General features: G+C 55.4%; 16 protein-coding genes. 12 read left to right on the forward strand and 4 right to left on the reverse strand.

All coding sequences use genetic code 11. From position 1 onward, the window contains the following. Nucleotides 1-27 precede the first annotated feature (27 nt). Together VGH19_23145 and VGH19_23150 are read right to left on the reverse strand one after the other, a co-directional pair. The gene (locus VGH19_23145; protein ID HEY1174282.1) at nt 28-231 is read right to left on the reverse strand and encodes a DUF433 domain-containing protein; all 204 of its coding nucleotides are present in this window, start codon (nt 229-231) and stop codon (nt 28-30) included. Continuing rightward, on the reverse strand, nt 228-3,197 hold the full coding sequence (locus tag VGH19_23150) for a PVC-type heme-binding CxxCH protein (protein ID HEY1174283.1): 2,970 nt from the start codon (nt 3,195-3,197) through the stop codon (nt 228-230). The genes VGH19_23145 and VGH19_23150 overlap by 4 nt, the downstream gene beginning before the upstream one ends. A gap of 215 nt (nt 3,198-3,412) precedes the next feature. Between VGH19_23150 and VGH19_23155 the strand changes: the two genes are divergently transcribed. Next, complete coding sequence (locus tag VGH19_23155) at nt 3,413-4,351, forward strand: amidohydrolase family protein (GenBank protein HEY1174284.1); 939 nt, start codon at nt 3,413-3,415, stop codon at nt 4,349-4,351. Nucleotides 4,352-4,364: 13 nt separating this feature from the next. Here VGH19_23155 and VGH19_23160 read toward each other — a convergent pair whose 3' ends face one another. Continuing rightward, nucleotides 4,365-6,212 carry a hypothetical protein gene (locus tag VGH19_23160; protein HEY1174285.1) on the reverse strand — a complete coding sequence of 616 codons (1,848 nt, stop codon included), beginning with the start codon at nt 6,210-6,212 and terminating at the stop codon, nt 4,365-4,367. 156 nt (nt 6,213-6,368) lie between these two features. Here VGH19_23160 and VGH19_23165 point away from each other — a divergent pair, with 156 nt between their 5' ends. From VGH19_23165 to VGH19_23205, 9 genes are all read left to right on the forward strand, one after another. After that, nucleotides 6,369-6,959, forward strand: coding sequence for a thioredoxin family protein (locus VGH19_23165; protein HEY1174286.1), 591 nt, complete (start codon nt 6,369-6,371; stop codon nt 6,957-6,959). 8 nt (nt 6,960-6,967) lie between these two features. Then, the gene (locus VGH19_23170; GenBank protein HEY1174287.1) at nt 6,968-7,324 is read left to right on the forward strand and encodes a four helix bundle protein; all 357 of its coding nucleotides are present in this window, start codon (nt 6,968-6,970) and stop codon (nt 7,322-7,324) included. A 33-nt stretch (nt 7,325-7,357) separates the two neighbouring features. Then, on the forward strand, nt 7,358-8,269 hold the full coding sequence (locus VGH19_23175; protein ID HEY1174288.1) for an ROK family protein: 912 nt from the start codon (nt 7,358-7,360) through the stop codon (nt 8,267-8,269). A gap of 254 nt (nt 8,270-8,523) precedes the next feature. After that, entirely contained in the window at nt 8,524-9,096 is a 573-nt protein-coding gene (locus VGH19_23180) for an SIS domain-containing protein (protein HEY1174289.1), read from the forward strand. Nucleotides 9,097-9,222: 126 nt separating this feature from the next. Next, nucleotides 9,223-10,392, forward strand: coding sequence for an alpha/beta hydrolase-fold protein (locus VGH19_23185; protein ID HEY1174290.1), 1,170 nt, complete (start codon nt 9,223-9,225; stop codon nt 10,390-10,392). Between the two features lie 134 nt (nt 10,393-10,526). Then, nucleotides 10,527-10,964: a hypothetical protein gene (locus VGH19_23190; GenBank protein HEY1174291.1), complete on the forward strand. Its 438-nt coding sequence runs from the start codon at nt 10,527-10,529 to the stop codon at nt 10,962-10,964. Between the two features lie 457 nt (nt 10,965-11,421). Beyond that, nucleotides 11,422-13,320, forward strand: a complete 1,899-nt coding sequence (locus VGH19_23195; GenBank protein HEY1174292.1) for a DUF1592 domain-containing protein — start codon at nt 11,422-11,424, stop codon at nt 13,318-13,320. After that, nucleotides 13,317-14,705 carry a DUF1552 domain-containing protein gene (locus tag VGH19_23200; protein HEY1174293.1) on the forward strand — a complete coding sequence of 463 codons (1,389 nt, stop codon included), beginning with the start codon at nt 13,317-13,319 and terminating at the stop codon, nt 14,703-14,705. Before VGH19_23195 ends, VGH19_23200 begins: the two co-directional genes overlap by 4 nt. A gap of 38 nt (nt 14,706-14,743) precedes the next feature. Continuing rightward, complete coding sequence (locus tag VGH19_23205) at nt 14,744-15,415, forward strand: suppressor of fused domain protein (protein ID HEY1174294.1); 672 nt, start codon at nt 14,744-14,746, stop codon at nt 15,413-15,415. Between the two features lie 410 nt (nt 15,416-15,825). Here the strand turns inward: VGH19_23205 and VGH19_23210 are convergent, their stop codons facing one another. Next, on the reverse strand, nt 15,826-16,710 hold the full coding sequence (locus tag VGH19_23210) for a sugar phosphate isomerase/epimerase family protein (protein HEY1174295.1): 885 nt from the start codon (nt 16,708-16,710) through the stop codon (nt 15,826-15,828). Nucleotides 16,711-16,916: 206 nt separating this feature from the next. Here VGH19_23210 and VGH19_23215 point away from each other — a divergent pair, with 206 nt between their 5' ends. Together VGH19_23215 and VGH19_23220 are read left to right on the forward strand one after the other, a co-directional pair. Beyond that, nucleotides 16,917-18,689, forward strand: coding sequence for a TolC family protein (locus tag VGH19_23215; protein ID HEY1174296.1), 1,773 nt, complete (start codon nt 16,917-16,919; stop codon nt 18,687-18,689). Further along, the gene (locus VGH19_23220; protein HEY1174297.1) at nt 18,689-20,455 is read left to right on the forward strand and encodes an efflux RND transporter periplasmic adaptor subunit; all 1,767 of its coding nucleotides are present in this window, start codon (nt 18,689-18,691) and stop codon (nt 20,453-20,455) included. Before VGH19_23215 ends, VGH19_23220 begins: the two co-directional genes overlap by 1 nt. The last annotated feature ends 2 nt before the right edge of the window (nt 20,456-20,457 follow it).

The following is a 20,457-nucleotide window of genomic DNA, read 5'->3' on the forward strand; positions in this document are numbered from 1 at the left end:
CGAGGTAAGAAGTGCGAAGGGCGAGCGCTATGACAGAGAATTACGGCATGCAACTAATAGACTCACGGCCATTTCTTTGGAAACTGTAGGAAAGCATTCAATGAATTCATCTAGCGTGTAGTTATCGGCCAGATACTCGAAGAAAGTATTCACGGGTACGCGTGTTCCTTTGAAAACAGGTGAGCCACCCATGATCTCTGGATCAACCGTGATGAGTTCGCTGGTTTTCATTTATTCGCCATGACGATGAACTCGAGCAGGTTCGCCAAATCTTGCGGAGTTAATCCGGCTTCCAGCCCTTCGGGCATGAGGGATTGGCCGCTGCTATTCATCTTGGTGATGTTGCTACGCGCCACGGTGCTTTCCTGGCCGAAGGCCATACGTAGGGTGACGTTGGAGGGAGATTCGTTCACGACCAGACCGGAATAGCTTTCGCCATCCTTGGTGTCGATAGCGTAGCTGACGAATTGCGGGGGCACTTCGCGGTTCGGATCGAGGATGTTCACGAGCAATTTCTCGCGGCCAGTGGTCTTGACGGTGACGATGTCTGGCCCCAGTGCGTGGCCTTCACCTTCGGCACGATGACAGGATACGCATCGCTCGGCATAGATCTGTTTGCCTTTCACCGCATCACCTTTGAGCTTGAGAGCGGGTTCAAAGGCTTTGATCACGTCATCACGTTTGGCAGTGTTGCTTTGGGCGAAGAGTTTTCCAGCGCGGGCCTTCAGTTCGGGATCTTTATGTTCGCGCAAACGATTGATTTGAGCGGTGGAGAGTTCGTGGGGCTTGATCCTTCCAGTTTCCAAGGCGTTCAGTAACGCGGGGTGATATTCTGCGCGCTTAAGCAGAAGTTCCGCCGCTGCACCACGAGCGGGTTGGGTAAGCTGGTCCCATTGCTTGATTAAGCTGCCAGACAATTCCCGTGATTTGGCAGCTTCCAAAGATTCGATCACAACGAGTTGAACCGGGGTGCTGGTTTCGCGCTTTAGAAGTGAGGACAGCAGGCCGGTGTGATCGTGGGGATTGTATGCCAGTGTACGGATGGCTTCGATGCGGTGTGCATCCGAAAGGTCGGTGCGGGTCACATCTTTCCCGGCGGCGGCGAAAATCTTGGTGAGATAATTATGAGGGTCCACTTTGGCGATCGTGCGCCCACTCCGCTTGGTGCCTTCACCAAGTGCCCGGACATAAATGTAGGCATCCGGTGCGCCGATCTTTTCGAGGGCGGCCAAGAATTCGCTGGGACTATCGGAAGTCATTTTCGTGCCAGCCAGCGTGAGGAGTTCAGAGAGAAAGGCGCGGCCGGTGGGAGAACGGCGAAAGTCTTCATCTTTGAAACCTGCATTTAGAATCGGCACTACATCTGTGGGCATGGAATTGAGCAAGGCCGTGCGAATCCATTTATCCGATCCATCTTGCTTGGCTAGCGCCAGCAAAGCGGCGGTGCGGTCGGGAGGATTTAAATCGCCGATGGTGTAGGCGACTTGATGGCGCACGTTGATGTCGGGATCGTTAGCCAGTGCTGTCAGATCATCGCGCAGACGATTGGAAGCGAGCGGTTTCAGATATTTTTCTGAGAGCTTCACGGCGTGCTGGCGAACCAGTGCGTCAGGACTTTTCATCGCTTCTAGAATCTGCGTCGGGCTCAGGGTGCCTTGTCCTGCCAAGGCATAAAGCGCGTGCATACGTCCGAAAGCGGACTTGGATTCTTTCAAGGATTTTTCCAGCAACGGAACAGCGGCTTGGTCCTGTCGCTCGAAGAGCAGACGGGCGGCGGTGTCGCGATGCCAGCCGTTGGCGTGGCCGAGGGTTTCGACGAGTTCCTTGGTCGTGGCTTTGCCGAGGGCGGGCAGCTTGGGTTGCTTGTAACTATCGGGGACGACGCGGTAGATGCGGCCGCGATCGTTGCCACTGTTCAAGTCCACGAATTTCTTGATGGATTCGGGGATAGACCATGGGTGCTCGATGACCTCGCGATACATATCGATGATGTAGAGGCAGCCATCGGGTGCGTTTGCGAAGTTCACGGGGCGGAACCAGTTGTCTGAGCTGGCGATGAATTCAGATTTTTGCTCGTCTGCGGCGCGTTCGGCGATGAGGCCAGCGCCATCCGGGCGGATGCGTTTGCGGTGGACAAGATTGCTGCCCGCATCTCCGATAAAGGCGTTTTCCTGAAAGTCCGCTGGATAGGCATTGCCGCGATAGATGGTCACGCCCGTTGCGCCGGTGAAGTAGCCGGAGGCGCGGCCGCCGCCTTCCACCACGCCTTTCACGGTGCCATCGACACGCCACTTGGTGCGGATGACGCGCCAGGCTTCATCCGGGCTGGTGCGATAAACTTCAGCAGCGGGGCCATCAGCCGGAATGTCCACGAGCGGATTCGGCATGATGTAGTCGGGATTGCGCGCGGCGTATTTGCTATCGAATAGATACGCCATCAGATGACGGCTATTGCTGGTGGCATAACGGCGACCGGTGCTGTCGAAGCTCAGCCCGTTCTGGCCGCCACCGGCTTCGCTGAACAGTTCGAGCGTGGTGGGATTAAAATAGAAGTCGCGCCGGTTCACATTCACGGGCGTGTCATCGGGGCGGGCGAGATTGCGCAAGACACCGCCATTGGGGCCAGTCGCGCCATGGATGCGATTGTCCAAGCCCCAGTGCATACTGTTCGGCAGCGCCTGCATGTTCAGGCGGGCGATGCCTTCGGCGAAGCCGGTGAAGATGACCTTTTGTTCATCGGCTTGGCCGTCACCATTAGTGTCCTTCAGCCAGATGAGATCGGGCGAGGCGGTGACGAAGATGCCGCCATTCGCGCAAATGACGCCGGTGGCCCATGGCAGTTCTTTCGCGTAGATGGTGCTTTTATCGAACTTACCGTCGCCATTCGTATCTTCCAGCAGCTTGATGCGGCTGAGCTTTTCATCGCGTCGCTCGGAGTAATCGATCATCTCAACGACGAACATGCGGCCATTCTCATCGAAGGAGATGGCGACGGGGGAAACGAGGAGCGGTTCGTGGGCGACGAGTTCCAGATGGAAACCGGGGCGCACGGAGAAGGTCTTCATCACATCCGCAGGCTCGGTAGGCTTCAGGCGTGGCAGGTCTTGGGCGGTCAATTCGGGCTCGGCGGCAGACAGATTGAAGGCTAAGGCAGTGGCGAGCGTCGTCAGGAGCAGTGTGGCGGATGGTTTGTTCATGGCGCGAACAACGTTACCTATCAGTATGTTCAAAAACGGATACAGACAAGCGTCTTGGCTACGGCGTGAGTCCTCTTACTGCCGGCTGGAATCCGGCAGCACGGGGTTCGTGCTACGTCGAGCCCTGCAGAGCAGCTCTGCTTCAACAGCTTTTCTATCGACGGTGGACACTACGTTTGTATTTGAAATCATTTCGAGAAGGAACAGAATTTGCCATGCCCAACTTGAACCGCCGTAACTTTCTCAAAGGGACTGCTGCTGCACTAACCTGCTCCTGCCTTACGGGCCATGCTGCGCCGAATCCGGAGGAGCCGATCATTGATATCCATCAGCACACGGATTATTCCGGGCGCACTAATGAGCAGTTGCTCATTCATCAGCGAGCCTTGGGTGTGACGACGACAATCCTGCTTCCTGCGGGCAGGCCGATGAATCTGGATTCCACGCATAACGGGAAATCGAACGGCTTGGCCGCGTCAGCGAGTGGCAATGAGGCAGTGCTGGCGATGGCGCGGGCGAATCCCAAGGAGTATCTGTTTTTCGCGAATGAGGTGCCGGACATTCCGGAGGCGCAGAAAGAGCTGGAGAAGTATCTGAAGCTGGGCGCGAAGGGCATTGGTGAACAGAAGTTCAATGTGGATTGTGATTCCATCCACATGCAGAAGATCGCGGAAGTGGCGCAGGAGTTCGATGTGCCAGTGCTGATGCATTTCCAGCACGAGACGTATAACAAGGGCATCGAGCGGTTTTACAAGATGCTGGAGAAGTTCCCGAAGGTGAACTTCATCGGCCACGCGCAGACGTGGTGGGGGAACATCGATAAGGAGCATGTGCAGACGGTGCTGTATCCGATGGGGAAGGTGACGCCGGGTGGCATCACGGACCGGTATCTGAGCGATTACCCGAACATGTATGCGGATATGTCGGCCGGGTCAGGATTGGGCGCACTTCTACGGGATGAGGAGCATACTAAGGCATTCTTCACGCGGCATCAGAACAAGCTGCTCTTGGGCACGGATTGCAATGATACGATCAGCCGGGGGCCAGGATGTCAGGGGTCGCGGACGATTGCGGCGATTCGTCGGCTGGCACCGAGCAAGGAGATCGAGCGGAAGATACTTTTTGGGAATTCGAAGAGGTTGTTTAAGTTGTGACAAACAAAGTGCATCACAAGACGTGGGCCAGATCACATTGCAGTTCCTGTTTTACACGGAGAACGTCCTTTTTTTCAGGCAGGTCTTCTGGGCGCGCAAAGAAAACACGAGTGGGGAATGGGTTTCGGAAGTAGCCTGAGGTTACGCTGTACAGGCTGTTCACGACGAGCACATTGACGGTTTTTCCCTGAAAATGCCGCTGGCATTCATTCCGTTGGAACTGATGCGTCAGCCAGACCGAATAAGTGTGCCGTTCGGTGAAATTGGACAGGCCGACTTTAAATCCGGCCAAAGAGATCACCAGGAGATTGCTGGCAGCCAGCCAGGTAACCACGAGGAGCAGGACGTTTTTCAGGATCTTGTTCTGGATTGCCAACAGTGGCATCGAGAGGATCGCCAGCAGCGGGTTGGTAAGAACAAAATAACGGGTGTTTTCCTCGATCCAAGCCTGAGTGCCGGAGATGCATATCCACCAGGCCACGATAAGACCGAAAAAGCCCAGCAGGAACCTGCGATCCATGCCTTGGCGCCAGGCCACAGTCAACCCGGCAAAAACCAGCAGGTAAGGGATCACGCCACGTCCGATGATGCTGCCGCCAGGACCGACGGCAAACAGGATGGCATACACCGATCGGCGCGACTGGTCACGATACATCCCGGCGGCATCGTCTCGTGTCGTTTGCAAGACTGGAGTGCGAGCCTTTAAGAACAGCGTGCGCAAGCCTGCTGGATTGTTGCTTGGTACGATTTCAGTGACGGCGTAGCCGAGCAGGTTCAAGCCTGGGGTCAAGGTGTTTTGTGCGACTGTTCCTGTGCCGTGCCTTGAGATGGCTTCCAACGGAGCGATCGGGTTTCCATAGGCCAGAGTGTTTTGTATGTAGCGTCCGCTGCCGAAGAGCAAAAACGCCAAGCAAGCCAGACCGGTCAGTCTGGCAATCCTGGGTGGATCGGTGAACCACTTGTGCTGCCAAAGCCAATACAACGTGATCAGCCCTAGGCCGGGCAGCCAATAGATCACCGTGGCCTTGGTGCCCAAGGCCAGCGCCAAAGCCATCCATGGCAGGGGAGTTATCTGGCGTGCTGAAAGGTCTTCATCGAGCAACAGGAGATAGGCGATGCAAAACGATGTCGCCAGAAGATTGGTCTCTCCGTTGAGCATTTCGGCAATGCTCGAAGGCATCAGCAGAAAAACGAGAACGCCGAAGGTTTTTGCCGTAAGCCCCAACCCCAGGCGCCGCCCAAAGGCTGCGATAGCACCGATGCATAAGGCGCCTCCCAGATTCTGGGTTAGGCCCATGCCAGGAAAGCCCTGGTCAAAGTGCGCCACAATCCAGCTCATCATCAGTGCTGCGTTATGGGGGGTATAGTTCATGCGTTCATCACCAGTGAGAAAATGACCGATGAAACCCTCCTGCAACCACATCCCGATGCGTGGTACGCGATAGCTCAAGGTGTCCACTTCCATGGGGAATGAACTGGCATTGGTGACCGCCAGCAGCAGCATTATCGCGAGAATCGCACCCGCAATCACTCGCGCTGCCCGGCTGAGCTGCATCCAGATGGAGTGCCATAGGCTTAGCATCGGAGGGATGCGGCTCCTGAGGCGGGCGGATGCCGCAACAAACAGGGCAAGGATCACAGTGAAGCTGTGTTTGTTGAAAGATCCTGTATATCCAGCCAATTGTGTCACGATCACCATGACAGAGGAGGCGATGACCAAGAATTTGACGGATGCGTATTCCAAGCGGGTCTCCTGGCGCAGCCAAAAGGTGGCGAGCGCCAGAGTGACATAGCCAAGCAATCCCAGATCCAGCAGAAAATGAAGGCAACCTTTGAGGTCGAAGCAGTTCCAAGATTCCATATGGCGTTCGAGATCAATTGTGCGGATTTTTTCCTTTGCGCTGGTGTCCAGCCTACGTAGGGCAGCGTCACAGTGTCAACCTCTGCAAACCGCGACGACATTTGTAAGCCTTGCATTTGCGCATAAAGCTGGTTCCTTTTGACTTAAATTTATACTATGGCACGCACTCCTTCCACGATGGTTCCGCTGGGTACACCGGCTCCGCACTTTTCCCTGCCTGATCCGAGCGGGAAGATTTATTCGCTGGACCAGTTCAAGGGCGCTCCGGCGCTCGTGGTGATGTTCATCTGCAATCATTGCCCGTATGTGAAGCATATCAGGGCTGAACTTGCTAAGTTCGGGCAGGAATATCAGGCGAAGGGTGCGGCGATCGTGGCGATCAGCGCGAATGACATCGTGAATCATCCGGACGACAGCCCGGCGAAGATGGCGGAGGAGGCGAAGGCTGCGGGTTACACGTTCCCGTATCTGTATGATGAATCGCAGGCGGTAGCGAAGGCATACAAAGCGGCGTGCACACCCGATTTCTTCGTGTATGACAAGGAACAGAAGTTGTTTTATCGCGGGCAGTTCGATGAGAGCCGTCCGCGGGTGGAGAAGATTTTGCCGGTGACGGGGAAGGATTTGCGGGCGGCGGTGGATGCGGCTTTGGCTGGGAAACCTGCGCCTTCGGAACAGCGCGCAAGTCTCGGTTGTAATATCAAGTGGAAGAATGGAAACGAACCTGAATATTTTAAGTTAATTTAGAATTAAGAATGGAGAATGCAGAAAAGGATTTGCGGGAGCGTACGAAGAAGTTTGCCCATAGGGTTATTCGTCTGTATTCGGCTCTTCCTAAATCCACGGTCGCTCAAGTGTTAGGACGGCAGTTGCTCAGGTCTGGAACTTCAGTGGGAGCGAATTGTCGAGAGGCAGATCGTGCTAGGTCGAAAGCTGAATTTATTTCTAAGATAGGAGAGTGTCTTCGTGAAGCCGATGAAACTCTCTATTGGCTTGAGTTGATCCGTGACGAATCCTTGCTGCCAGTTGTGAGGCTTGAACCCATTCTTATCGAAGCAAATGAATTGGTGGCAATATTGGTGACTATTCTCAAACGCGCGCGAAGTGGTTGATTTCTGCATTCTTAGTTCTTCATTCTAAATTTTATGTTCATTGGAATCGAAATCGGGGGGACGAAGCTCCAGTTGGTGGCGGGAGATGCGGATGGGGTTATCAAAGAGCGCCGTCGCTTCAATGTAGACAAGGAGCGTGGCGGAGAAGGGATTCGCGAGCAGATCGCGGGGGCGTTGCCGGAGTTGATCGCGACGACGAAGGCGACAGCGATCGGTGTAGGATTTGGCGGGCCGGTGGATTGTGAGACGGGGCATATCTGTTGCTCGCATCAGATCCAGGGGTGGTCGGAATTTCCGATCGGTGATTGGTTGAAGAAGCTGAGCGGGTTGCCGGTGAAGGTGGATAATGATGCGAACACGGCGGCGTTCGGCGAAGCGTTGTGCGGCGCGGGCAAGGGGTTCAATCCAGTGTTCTACATCACCATGGGCAGTGGTGTGGGAGGTGGTGTGGTGGTGGATGGAAGGATTTATCACGGGGCGAAACCGGGTGAGGCGGAGATCGGGCACATCCGATTGGATAAGACGGGGACGATCGTGGAGGACCGTTGCTCGGGTTGGGCGGTGGACCGGCGCATTCGTGAAGCCTGTGCGGGGAGTCCGAAATCCAAGCTGGCGGAGTTGACGCGGGGGATGGTGCGCGGTGAGGCAACGCAATTGGTCGCTGCTTTGAATGCGAATGATCTGTTGGCGAAAGAGATTTTGGCGGAGACGGCGAGTGATCTGGCGTTCGGTTTATCGCATGTGATGCATCTGTTTCATCCGGAAGTGATCGTGCTGGGTGGTGGGGTGTCGTTGATCGGGGAGCCGTTGCGGGTGGCGGTGGAGAAGGCGCTGGCGGGGTTTATCATGGAGGCGTTTCATCCGGGGCCGAAGGTGAGGCTGGCAGGGTTGAGTGAGGATGCGGTGACGGTGGGGGCTTTGAAACTGGCGGGGTTGGCGAAATAGGATGTTTAGCCACAGATTGAACACGGAAGGGCACGATTTTTTTGGGGTTGGGGAAACATCGAACATCCAACATCGAACTCTGAACATCGTGAGGGGAAAGAGTTAGAGCCTCGTTCCTCGGCTGAGGAAGGAGCGGCCGGGTGATCCCGCAAGCGGGACAGCCCTACCAGTTGAATCGAGGACGAAATGGGATTTCGCAAGTGGGGTAAAATTCTGCTGGCAAGCGGACGGAGTCTTCGCATGATAGGGGCATCATGAAGCAGTGGATTGCGCAATATATTCAGGCACAGAAGGCGGCGTTGGATTCCATTCCCGTCGATGAGGTGGCGCAGATCGTGGAGAAGCTCCGCGTGGCGCTGAAGGAAGACCGGCAGATCTTTATCTGCGGCAATGGCGGCAGCGCCTCCAATGCGTCGCATTTTGCCACGGACTTGGGCAAGGGTTCCTCGGACAAGATCGGCAAGCGGTTCCGCGTGCTTTCCCTGAATGACAACATGAGCTGGGTGACGGCGTTGGGGAATGATTATGCCTATGACCAGGTGTATGTGCGCCAATTGCAAAATTACGCCAAGCCGGGTGATCTTTTGCTGGTGCTGAGTGTGAGCGGTAGCTCGCCGAACTTGGTGGAAGCGGTGAAGTGGGCGAAGGATCATGGCGTGAAGACGGTGGCCTTGGTCGGTGCCAAGAAGGGCAAGCTGGCGGAGATCGCCGAGCAGACGGTGGTGGTGAATGACGGGCACTACGGTCGCGCGGAGGACGGTCAGATGGGTATCTGCCATATCCTGTGCTATGCGTTCATGGAAGTGCCTGAGCTGGCGAAGGGTTGAGATTTCGTTGAGGCGTTAAAACGGGAAGGCGTTGAATCGTGTTATGATTCAACGCTTTTTTCATGGTTCTGCTTGCGGGCAGTCCTTGCCTTTTTCCAAGGTGAATTCTAGGTTTGGTCCACCCTTATGTCCGCCATCATTTGTGCCCGTTCCACCGCTGTTCTCAGCTTGTCCGCGTTTCTTTTGGTCTTCGCCACCTGGTCGGCAGGTGCGGCGGAGGCGAAGGAGCAAAAGAAGGACATCCGGCCCACACCTCCGACCCGTGCCTTCGATGCGCCGGGGGCACCGAAGTTCACCCGGCTGGATGGCAAGCCGGGAGTGAATCCGCCAGCTACTGCGGATGGAAATTTCGTGATCGGTCCCGAATACGTGCCCGCGCCAGAAGAAAAACTCGTGCCGGGTGTGCCGCAGGGGAAGGTGCAGCAGTTCACCATGAACTCGAAGGACTGCCAGCGGTTCAACCCAGGAATTGCCCGAGAGGTCTTCGGCACGGTGGATCCGAAGAATCCCAAGACTTTGATCGTGGAAACGCATCCGATCGATTACACGCGCACCATCACGGTTTACATCCCGGCGCAGTATGTGCCGGGCACGGAAGCGCCCTTCATCGTGAAGCACGATGGTCCCGGGATGGGCAAGCCAGACATGACTTTTGCGTATACGCTCGACAACCTCATCGCCCAGAAGCGGGTGCCCGTCCAGATCGGCATTCTGATCCAGAACGGTGGCGGCGATGCGCAGGGGCATGAACGGGGTCGCGAGTATGACACGATGTCCGGCCTGTTCGCAGAATTCATCGAGCACGAGGTCTTGCCGTTGGTGGAGAAAAATTGCAGCGTCAAGCTGACCAAGGACCCGGAAGGCAGGGCGACGATGGGCAACAGTTCCGGTGGTTCGGCGGCGCTTATCATGGCTTGGTTTCATCCGGAGTGGTATCATCGTGTGTTGACCACCTCGGGAACTTTTGTGAACCAGCAATGGCCTTTCGATCCTGCGATGCCTGACGGGGCTTGGGGCTTCCACAACAAGCTTATCCCGGAGAGTGCACGCAAGCCCCTCCGTATCTTCATGGCGGTGGGTGATCGTGATAACTACAACCCCAATGTGATGCGCGACGGCATGCATGACTGGGTGGAGGCCAATCATCGTATGGCGGATGTCCTGAAGGCCAAGGGGTATCACTACCAATACATCTTCTGCCTCGATGCCGGACACAGTCTCGGCAAGGCGCGGGCACAGATCACGCCTCACGCGTTGGAGTGGTTATGGCAGGGCTACCCGATCAAGGGGAAGTGACAGGCGGCGGTCTATTGAAAGTCGCTGCTAGGGATCTTTGGCTCGCTAAGGCCAAATAGAGCGCATGATGTGAATAATTGAGTGAGTCGGAAACCGAAGGAGAAGTGCAGCGGTTGGACTGTCCCTGTAACAATATGAAATCACTGACGCTTATCTTTTGTTTTGTGGTTTTGTTTTCTGGTTGCGCTTCTTCGAGGCGGGAGGTGGTCTATTTGGGCACCAAGAGTTATGAGAAGCGTGTAAGCGGATTTACGGTGGATTTTACAACCGCACGTAAAAAGATGGTTGATTTTTATACGCAGCAGACCAATTCGCTTCCTGCTTCTCCTTCATCTAGGATGGCTGAGCTAATGGCCCAATTTCCCAAGGATGATGATGCTCAAAAGGTGCAAAGAGACGACCGGAAAGTGATGCTTGGTGCCAGCGATCACAGGGTCATCGTGGGGGATTGGTATCACTTTCATAGTCCAGACAAGCAGGGAAGAATTTCAAAATTCGGTGTGCAAGTGAATGGTTTTACTGGGGAAGTGAAAAGCGTATCCACTATGGATCGCTTGGGTGAGTATTACTGAAGCTAGGGCCTGTATGTGCCATGCCATGGAGCTGTGTAGCATGAATTGCTTTCTTTGAATGGTGAAACATTACGGTGCTTTTTGTTTCTTTGTATAATGTAAGTTGGTTGGAGGGTTCTTCCGTCGCTATGCGACGGTGGTTTTTGTGGAATCAACGGCGGCTTAAAAGCCGCCGCTAGGAATCTTGGGCTCGCTGACGCGAGCGGGGAGGGCTGAAATTTCTAAAAATAGTTTACCCCTGTGCCTATAGATGTCACAGGGGGTGTGGTAGAACGGGAGGCAGATGAAAAGTATGGGAAGGCGGAAGCAAGGTTAGAAGGCAAAGGGGAGGGCAGCCGGGACGGACTGCCCGGACGGCAGGCCAGAGGCCTGCGCTACGTTGGAAAAAGGTGAAGGAGGCCGCATTTACCTGTTTTTCTTTGAATGGTTGTCGGTTAAGTTGAGTCCGAAATAAGCCATGTCGTTGTCGAAGCACAAAGTAATGAAGTTAAGCACTTTAATGGGTGCTTTGGTGGGGTTTTGCGTGGTGGCTTCGGCGGGGGCGGCGGATCTGAACCAGAAATACACAAAGGAAATCAGGCCGCTGTTCGAGAAATATTGCTTCAACTGTCATAAGGCGGAACGGGCCAAGGGTGGCGTGGATCTCACGAAGTTCAATGATTTGAACAGCGTGATCCATGATGCGCGCGGTTGGGAGACGATCGTGCGGCTGGTGAGGGATCGTGAGATGCCGCCGGAGGATAAGAAGCAACCTACTCAGGCGGAGCGCGAGGCGATGATCGGTTGGGGGCGGGATGCGCTTTCGAGCATTGATTTCAATACGGTGAAGGATCCGGGCCGTAAGGTGGCGCATCGGTTGAACCGCTCGGAGTATAACAATACTGTGCGGGATCTTTTCAATGTGGGTATCAAGCCCGCGGACAGTTTCCCGGCGGATGGTGGTGGTGGTGGTGGGTTCGATAACAACGCGGATACGCTGTTCACGCCGCCCATCCTGATGGAGAAGTATCTGGAAGCGGCAGATGCGGTGCTGAAGGCGGCGAGGCCGGAATATGTCTTTGTGGTGCCGAAGTTGAGCCGTATCTCTGAACGCACGACGGCGATCAAGAATCTGGAGTATCATCTGCCGCGCGCTTTCCGACGTCCCGTGGAGCAGGAAGAATTCGCGAAGTATTTCCTGCTGTATGAGAAGACGGTGAAGGAGGGCGGCACGTATGAGGATGGGTTGAAGCTGGCGCTGAAGGCCATGCTGGTCTCGCCGCATTTCATCTTCCGCATTGAAGACGAGAAGCCAGGTAATGAGGCGCATAGCATCACGGATTATGAGCTGGCCACGCGCTTGAGTTATTTCCTGTGGTCCACGATGCCGGATCAGGAGCTGACGGATCTGGCGCGGCAGAACAAGTTGCATGAACCGGCAACGCTGGAGGCGCAGGTGAAGCGGATGCTGGCGGACAAGAAGGCACGTTCATTCGCAGAGAATTTCGCGGGTCAGTGGCTGGGCGTGAACCGGCTCAAGACGACGGTGGAGCCGGATCGGCGCAAGTATCCGATGTATACGAAGGGGTTGCGCGATGCGATGTATGAAGAGCCGATCGTGTTCTTCCAAGACTTGGTGAAGCGCAATGTGAGTCTGGTGAATCTGCTGGATGCGGATTACACGTTTGTGAATGAGGAACTGGCGAAGCATTACGGATTGCCGCCGGTGGCGGGGACGGAGCTGCGCCAGATTTCGCTTAAGGATAAGAATCGCGGCGGGTTGTTCGGCATGGGCGGTATTCTCACGCTGACGTCTTATCCGCAGCGGACGAGTCCGGTGTTACGCGGTAAGTGGGTGTTGGAAGAGATACTTGGTACTCCTGCGCCGCCGCCACCGCCGAATGCGGGTGGGTTGCCAGCGGATGAAGCACCGCGTGAGGGGCTGACTTTCCGTCAACGCTTGGAGAAGCATCGTTCCAAGGCGGAATGCGCTTCGTGCCATAACAAGATGGACCCGATCGGGTTTGGTCTGGAGAACTTTGATGCGATCGGGCGGTGGCGCGTCGAGATCGGCAAGGAAAAAGTGGATGCCACGGGCGAGTTCTCTTCCGGCGTGAAGTTCACGGGGCCGGCGGAGTTGAAGAAAGTCTTGCTGCTGCAGCGGGACCAGTTCATCCACAACCTGACGGAGAAGATGCTGGCGTATGCGCTGGGGCGCGGATTGGAATTTTATGACGTGCCGAGCGTCAAAAAGATAAAGGCCGAAGTGGCGAAGCAAGATTTCAAGGCGGAAGCACTGGTCATGGAGATCGTTAAGAGTTATCCTTTCCAGCACCGCCGGAGTCGTGATTGGCAGGAAAAAGTCGCAAGCAAATGAGCAATAAGTGGCAAATCTCACGTCGTACCATGCTGAAAGGCATGGGTGTGTCCATGGCGCTTCCGTTGCTGGAGGCGATGAAGCCGCTCGCTTCCTTCGGGGCTGGTGCTCCCATTGCCAATAGCGAAATGCCGAAGCGTCTGGCGGTGCTCTTCTTCCCCAATGGCACGCATGAGCATAAGTGGACGCCAGAGGGTGAGGGCGCAGATTTCAAACTTTCGCCGATCCTTGAGCCGCTCGCCGAGCATAAGAAGGATTTGCTGGTCTTCACGAATCTCTGGAATCAGGCGACGAATACGGGTGACGGGCATTATGTGAAGGACGCGGCGTTCCTCACGGGCACGACAATCACAAAGACGACGGGTGCGGATGTGCGCAGCAATGGTATCTCTGTGGATCAATTGATCGCGCAGAAGATCGGTAATCTGACGCCGTTGCCTTCCTTGGAGTTGGGCATGGATCCGCCGAACACGAGCGTGGATACGAACGTGGGTTACACACAGCTTTACGGTGCGCACATCTCCTGGAGCAGTCCGGTGACGCCCGTGGCGAAGGAGATCAATCCGCGGCTGGCGTTTGACCGTCTGTTCCGCTCCAAGGCCGGTGGCAGCACGAATCCGCAGCGGGATCGCAGTGTGCTGGACTTGGTGATGGATGATGCGAAGCAGCTTCGCGGCAAGGTGAGCCATGCGGATCAGCGCAAGCTGGACGAGTATTTTGAATCCGTCCGCGCCATCGAGCGGCGCATCGAGTTCGATGCGAAGCGGCAGGCGCAACATTACGCAGACTTGGGCATCATCAAGAGTGAGGTGGATGCCTTGGATCAGCGGATCGCGAAGTTCCAGAAAGACCCGAACCAGTTCGGGGTGGATCACACGGAGAAGGTGCGCTTGATGCTGGACCTGATGGTGTTGGCGTTCTGGTCTGATTCCACGCGCGTGAGCACGTTCATGTTCGGTAACTCGGTGAGCGGACGTAATTTCTCGTTCTTGCCGGGCGTCAAACAGAGTCATCACGAGACATCGCATCACGAGAATCACGCGGACAAGCTGGAGCAATACCGGATCATCACGACGTGGTTCAGCACGCAATACGCCTACATGCTTTCCAAGATGAAGAACATCAAGGAAGGGAACGGCAATCTGCTGGATAACTCGATGGTGCTGTTCGGTTCTGGTTTCCGTGACGGTAACGCGCATAATCCGCACAACCTGCCGCTGGTGCTGGCGGGCAAAGCTGGTGGCACGCTTAGCACGGGGCGGCATCTGACGTATGCGAAGGATACACAGTTGTGCAATCTCTACCTGAGCATGATCCGTCGTATGGGTGTGCAGGCGGAACGGTTCGGGGATAGCACGGGGGAATTGGCGAAGTTGACGGTGTAGGCCGGTTGCACCGGCGGGCGATTTACGGGGAAGCATGTATGACACTGGAGGAATATCGTCGTACGTATACTGCGGATGATGCGGCACCGGGCTGGGATGCGATTGATGCCCGGTTACGACCGATTTATCCCGGCATCGAACCGCAACATTGGGGGACGGTCATCAAACACATGTTGGGTGGCCCCGATCCCATTGACGGTGTCAGTGTGTATCCTTGCGCTCAAGTATCTGGGAAACATCACCACTATGTCACATATGGTTTTTCATCGCTTTATTATGATGAGGAAGCGGTGGGTGGTGACTTCAGTAAATACGGTTTTGAACTGACGTTTCGTTTGAAGCCGGAAGCTGATGAAGGAGATGTGCCGCCGGTCTGGGTGGTGAATCTAATACAGAACATCGCGCGCTATGTGTTCAAGACGGGGAAGTGCTTTGATGATTTCCATTGGATACCCGCCAATGGTCCCATCCGGGCTGAATCGGAAACAGAGATCACAGGGTTGATCTTTGTCACCGACCCGGTGCTGGGTGTCATTGCTACGCCACACGGAGAGGTGAAGTTTCTGCAAATGGTGGGAGTGACTGATGCGGAGATCAATGCGATCAAGAACAAACAACTGGATGCGGCTGCATTGATTCAACGCCTGGCCGAGGATGATACGTTACTGGTGACTGATTTGGAAAGGCGGGTTTCGTTTTTGGATGTCTGAGAGTTTGTTATCACGGCGTGGTGTCGTGATAAACTAGCATGTCAATGTCATGAAGATCGGAGGTATTGCAGCTATCTGCCTTGGTTTTGTTTGTGGGCTGTGGATCACAGCTTGCTATATCATGCGCTTCACCTATGTGAGACCGTTGGCTCAGAGTCATCCGCAAGCGTATGAAATGGCGCGGGCATCTGTTCATTCTTTGGCCACGGATTTTTTTCTGCCGAGTGTCACTATATGCGTGGCCCTGATGTTTGCTGGAACTGCTCTAGTCCGATTGAGCGGAAAACAGAAACCTTAATCGCCGATTGGGAAATCGGCGCTCCACGAGCTAGAGCCTCCTCATCCTGCAGGCTCGGGACTGTTACTTTTAAAGGGGGCCGCCTCCTGATCCCGCATGCGGGACTATGAAATCAGATTTCCGCGAAGACTTTTTCTAGGAACTTTCGGTTTGCCACTGCGTTGGCGGTGACTTCTTCCGGCGTTTTCGCGGGGGCGGCGCATTCGATCATGACGGGGCCGTTGAACCCGGCTTCTTTGAGAACTTTGAAGACGGCTTTGAAATCTACCTTGCCCGCGCCGAACTGGATCATGACGTCGGTTTTTTGGGTGGCGCAATCTTTGGCGCAGAAGCCGGTGACGTATTTGGCGATAGGCTTCAGTTCTGAAACGGGGTCTTTACCGGTGTAATAGATGATGTTCCCGGCATCGAACCAGACCTTGAAGTTCGGGTGGTTCACTTTTTCTAAGCACTTCAGCACTTCATCGGAAGCGCCGCTGCTGCCACCGTGGGGTTTGAGGACCATGTTCACGCCTTTATCGTCGGCGTATTTGGCGGCGTCGGCCATGGTGGCGTAGTAGTTATCGTATTGAGAGGCAGCACTCACACCGCCGGAGAGGAGATATTTCAGACCGAGTTGCGCGGCGTAGTCGATGAGCTTTCGGCAACCGGCGATGGACTGGTCCACGGGCAGGTTATGCTGGGATTTAAGCCAGGCGATGTTCGGCGTGAGGCCGCGATCGTTGATGCGTTTCTTAAGTTCCGCGATGTATTCCGGGGTGGCGGTGGCCGAGAGGCCGAGATCGCCCTTATGATCGCCGACGAGGCCGGTGGACTTGAACCCGCCCGCTTTCAGGCCGTCCAAAGCCACATCGTAACTCCAAGCGCCCCAAGGGCGGTTGAAACAGCCGATCTCCCACTTGGTCGCTTCGGCAGCGGTCAAAAGAGCAGGACCGGCGGCAATGAGAGCGGTAGTGGTCTGGATAAAATGGCGGCGGCTCATGGAGTGGGAATTCATACAGATAAGTGATACTTACCGACGGTTTGGGGTGAGGTCAAATTCTAACAAAACTTACTGAATTGGGTGGTGTTATTGGTCCTATCCTTGACAGGGCAACCGGCACCCGATGAGATGAGCGCTATTCCAAATCGGTGAATAGAGCGGTGGGTGGATTCGTCTACGTAAGACGCTGACAGACAGAAACCTGCCATTTTGGCGAAGTCATGATGTTGAGCAACTTGTTGAGCGGCAAGCGGTCACAAACGCAAAGCCGGACGCGAAACCGTCCATGGCTAACGGCAGGCGTTTGTCTGGCGGCAGTGGGATTGGTGGCGGGTTGCACTTCGAAGCACTATGCCAAGCGGGCCGATGATGAGACGTACCGAATCATCGCGAAAAAAGAGGCGGCAATATTCGGACGCACCAATGAATTCACCATAGATACCAAGTATAGTGGCATCGATCCTTACGAACTCAAGGCCCAGCAGATCATTTCTGAGAGATTGGAGGCGGGGGATAAGTTGCTGACCTTACCAGATGCTTTGGAGATAGCCGCGCAGAACAGCCGGGATTATCAGTTGCAGAAAGAGCGGCTGTATCTCACCTCACTGACGTTGACTGGGAACCGTTACAATTTTGGGCCGCAGTTTTTGGCCCAATCCACCGGCACCTTGGGTCGGGACAGTGCCGCAGATACGAGTGGCCGGGTGGCCAGCACAGCGGAGGGCACTCAACTCCTGCGTACGGGCGGACGTTTGACGGCGACTCTGGCGAACGGCCTCTTCAAATACTTCACAGGTGCTCCGCAGAAAGAAGCGGTGACAGTGGTGTCCTTGGAGTTCGTGCAGCCTTTGCTGCGTGGTGCGTGGGCCAAGGTGGCGGCGGAAAACCTGACGCAGGCTGAGCGCAACGTGGTGTATGAGCTGCGGACCTATAACCAGTTCCAGAAGAGTTTCGCGGTCAATATCGTATCCAGCTACTACCGCATCCTGCGGGAAAAGGACACGGTGCGTAACCAATACAGCAACTACTTGCGGTTGAAAGTTTCCATGGAGCGAACGGTTGCGCTGGCGGCGGCTCCAGGCCGTTTGACGCCCACTCCGACGCAGGCGGACCTGGCGCGTCAGAGTGAATTGCAGGCGCGGCGCAATTACATCTCGGCGGTGAAGCGTTATCAGGACGTGGTGAACGATTTCAAGATCACACTCGGATTGCCTGTTGGACTGGAGCTGAAGTTTGATGACAAGGCGCTGGATGACATCCGCGCAATCGGGTTGACGCCATTGAATTTTGACCAGGTGGCCGGTTATCAGTTCGCGGTGACGAATCAGCTGGAAATGCTGAACTCGATCGATCAGTTCGAGGATACGCAACGCAAGATCCGGGTGGCGGCGAGCGGTTTGAAGCCAGGATTGAATTTCTTTGCCCGGGCAGATCTGGATTCCGAGGGCAATATCGATTACTCGAAGTTCGACATCGACAAGGTGCGGGTGTCCACGGGTTTGAATCTGGACCTTCCCATCGACCGTTTGCTGGAGCGCAATGTGTATCGTACTGCGCTGGTGAATTTCGAAGCCCGTATCCGCACGCTATCCCTTGAACTGGACGATCTTCGCCGGGACATCAGCGAGGGATTGCGGAATCTGGACCAGCTCGCGCGCAGTTACGAGATCCAGAAGATGGAGTTGCAGCTGGCCGACCGGCGTGTCGAGCGTGAAGAGATGCTTCTGGAAGCGGGGCGTTCCCAAATCCGCGACTTGATCGAGTCGCAAGACGCCCGCATCCGTTCGCAGAACGGCGTCACGCAAACACTGGTGGACTACCATATCGCCCGCATGAACTTGTTGTTGCGGATTGGCCTGATGAAGACGGATATCGACCGTTTCTGGGTGGCTGACCAGCAGTTGCCCGGACATATAGCCACTGCGCCGTTGAGCCCGGCGGTTTTGGCGGCGCCTGAATCGATGATCACCCCTGACCAACTTTTTGGAAACTGATGAGAAGTTTACGTTCCATTTTTGGATTTGTTTGGACCAAAGCCCGGCAAAAACCGAAGACTGCTGGTATCGTCACGGCGACCGTAATGGTGTTGCTGTTCATGATCGTGCGTTCAGGCAGCAAGGAAGAAACGACCGCGACCCTGTATCATACGGTGAAGCGAGGTGATTTTCTGATCTCGGTGGTGGAAGGCGGCAGCATCAAGGCGGTGAACGAGGTGGTGGTGCGTTCAGAATTGGAAGGCAATGCGCCGATCCTCTCCATCGTGAAGGAAGGCACCTACGTGAAGAAAGGCGACCTGCTGGTGGAGCTGGATTCGGCAGATCTAAAAGACCGCCTCACCCAGCAGGAGATCACCACCGAGAGTGCCCAATTTGCCTACGTGCAATCCAAGGAAGCGCTGACGATCCAAAAAAGCCTGGGCGACAGTGCGGTCAAGGATGCTGAGCTGGCGCTGGAACTGGCCAAAGATACGCTCGAAAAATATAAGGAAGGCGACATGCTGCAATTGGAGCGCAACGCCGAGAACACCATCACCCTGGCCAAGGAAGATCTCTCCCGTGCGGCAGAGAAACTCGTGTGGACGGAGAGGCTAGCGGCCAAGGATTTTGCCAGTCAATCGGAGGTTCAGGCAGATAATCTAGCGAAGAAGCGCATTGAGATCACTCTGGCAACGGCGGAGACGGCGCTTCAACTGATGAAGAAATATGACTTCCCGAAGCAGTTGCGCCTGTTGCAATCCAACGTGGATCGGGCGGAGGTGGAACTGATGCGCATCAAACAACGTACGCGTTCGCAAGAAGCGCAGGCGGAAGTGGAACTGGAAGCGAAGCAGCGCACGCTGGACTTCAATGAAAAAAAATTGCAGCACCTCAAGCAGCAGTTGGAGTTCACGCGGATCAGCGCTCCGCAGGACGGCATGGTCATTTATGCCTCCAGCACGGGCGGTAACCGTGGCAACTATCTCATCGAGGAAGGAGCCACCATTCGCCAGAAGCAGGACATCATCGTGCTGCCGGATGTTTCTCAGATGATGCTGGAAGTGCGTGTGCATGAATCGCATGTCGCGCAGATCAAACCCGGCCAGCGCGCTTATGTGACGATCGATTCGCTGCCGGATCGCCGTTTCAAAGCCTCCATCCGCAAGGTGGCCATTTTGCCGGATTCCAACAGCCGCTATTACAACCCGAACTTGAAGGTCTATCCAACCGAGATCGTTGTAGAGGAACAGTTGCCGGACTTGAAACCGGGTGTTTCCGGTCGTGCCGAGATCGTGGTGACGAATCTGCCTTCCGTGCTGACAGTGCCGATCCAGGCGGTGACGACTTCGCGCGGACAGCAGGTGTGCTATGTGCAAAACGGCAAGTCCACGGACCGCATCCCGGTGGAAGTGGGCATGTATAATGACAAGTTCATCGAGATCAAAAAGGGTTTGAAAGATGGTGATACCGTGTTGCTCGCCGCGCTGGCGAACACCGAGATCGATCTGGGCGGATCCATCGTGCAGGCTGATGAAGTGGATACAAATGAGACTTCGGTGGCCAAGCAGATCCGGGAGGGCACTTTCAACGATGGAGGCAGCGGCAAGTCCTCGCTCGATGCCGGTGGGGAGCGCAAGTCCCAGAATGGTGAGCGCAAATCATCCGGCGAACGCAAGTCAGGTTCGGGTGAGCGCAAGTCTGGCAGCGGTGGTGAACGTTCCTCCGAGGGAAGCGGCGGGGAACGGCCGTCCAAATCATCCTCCAAGTCCAACGGCGGAACTTGAGC

The sequence above is a fragment of the Verrucomicrobiia bacterium genome, from assembly GCA_036405135.1.
Classification (GTDB): domain Bacteria; phylum Verrucomicrobiota; class Verrucomicrobiia; order Limisphaerales; family JAEYXS01; genus JAEYXS01.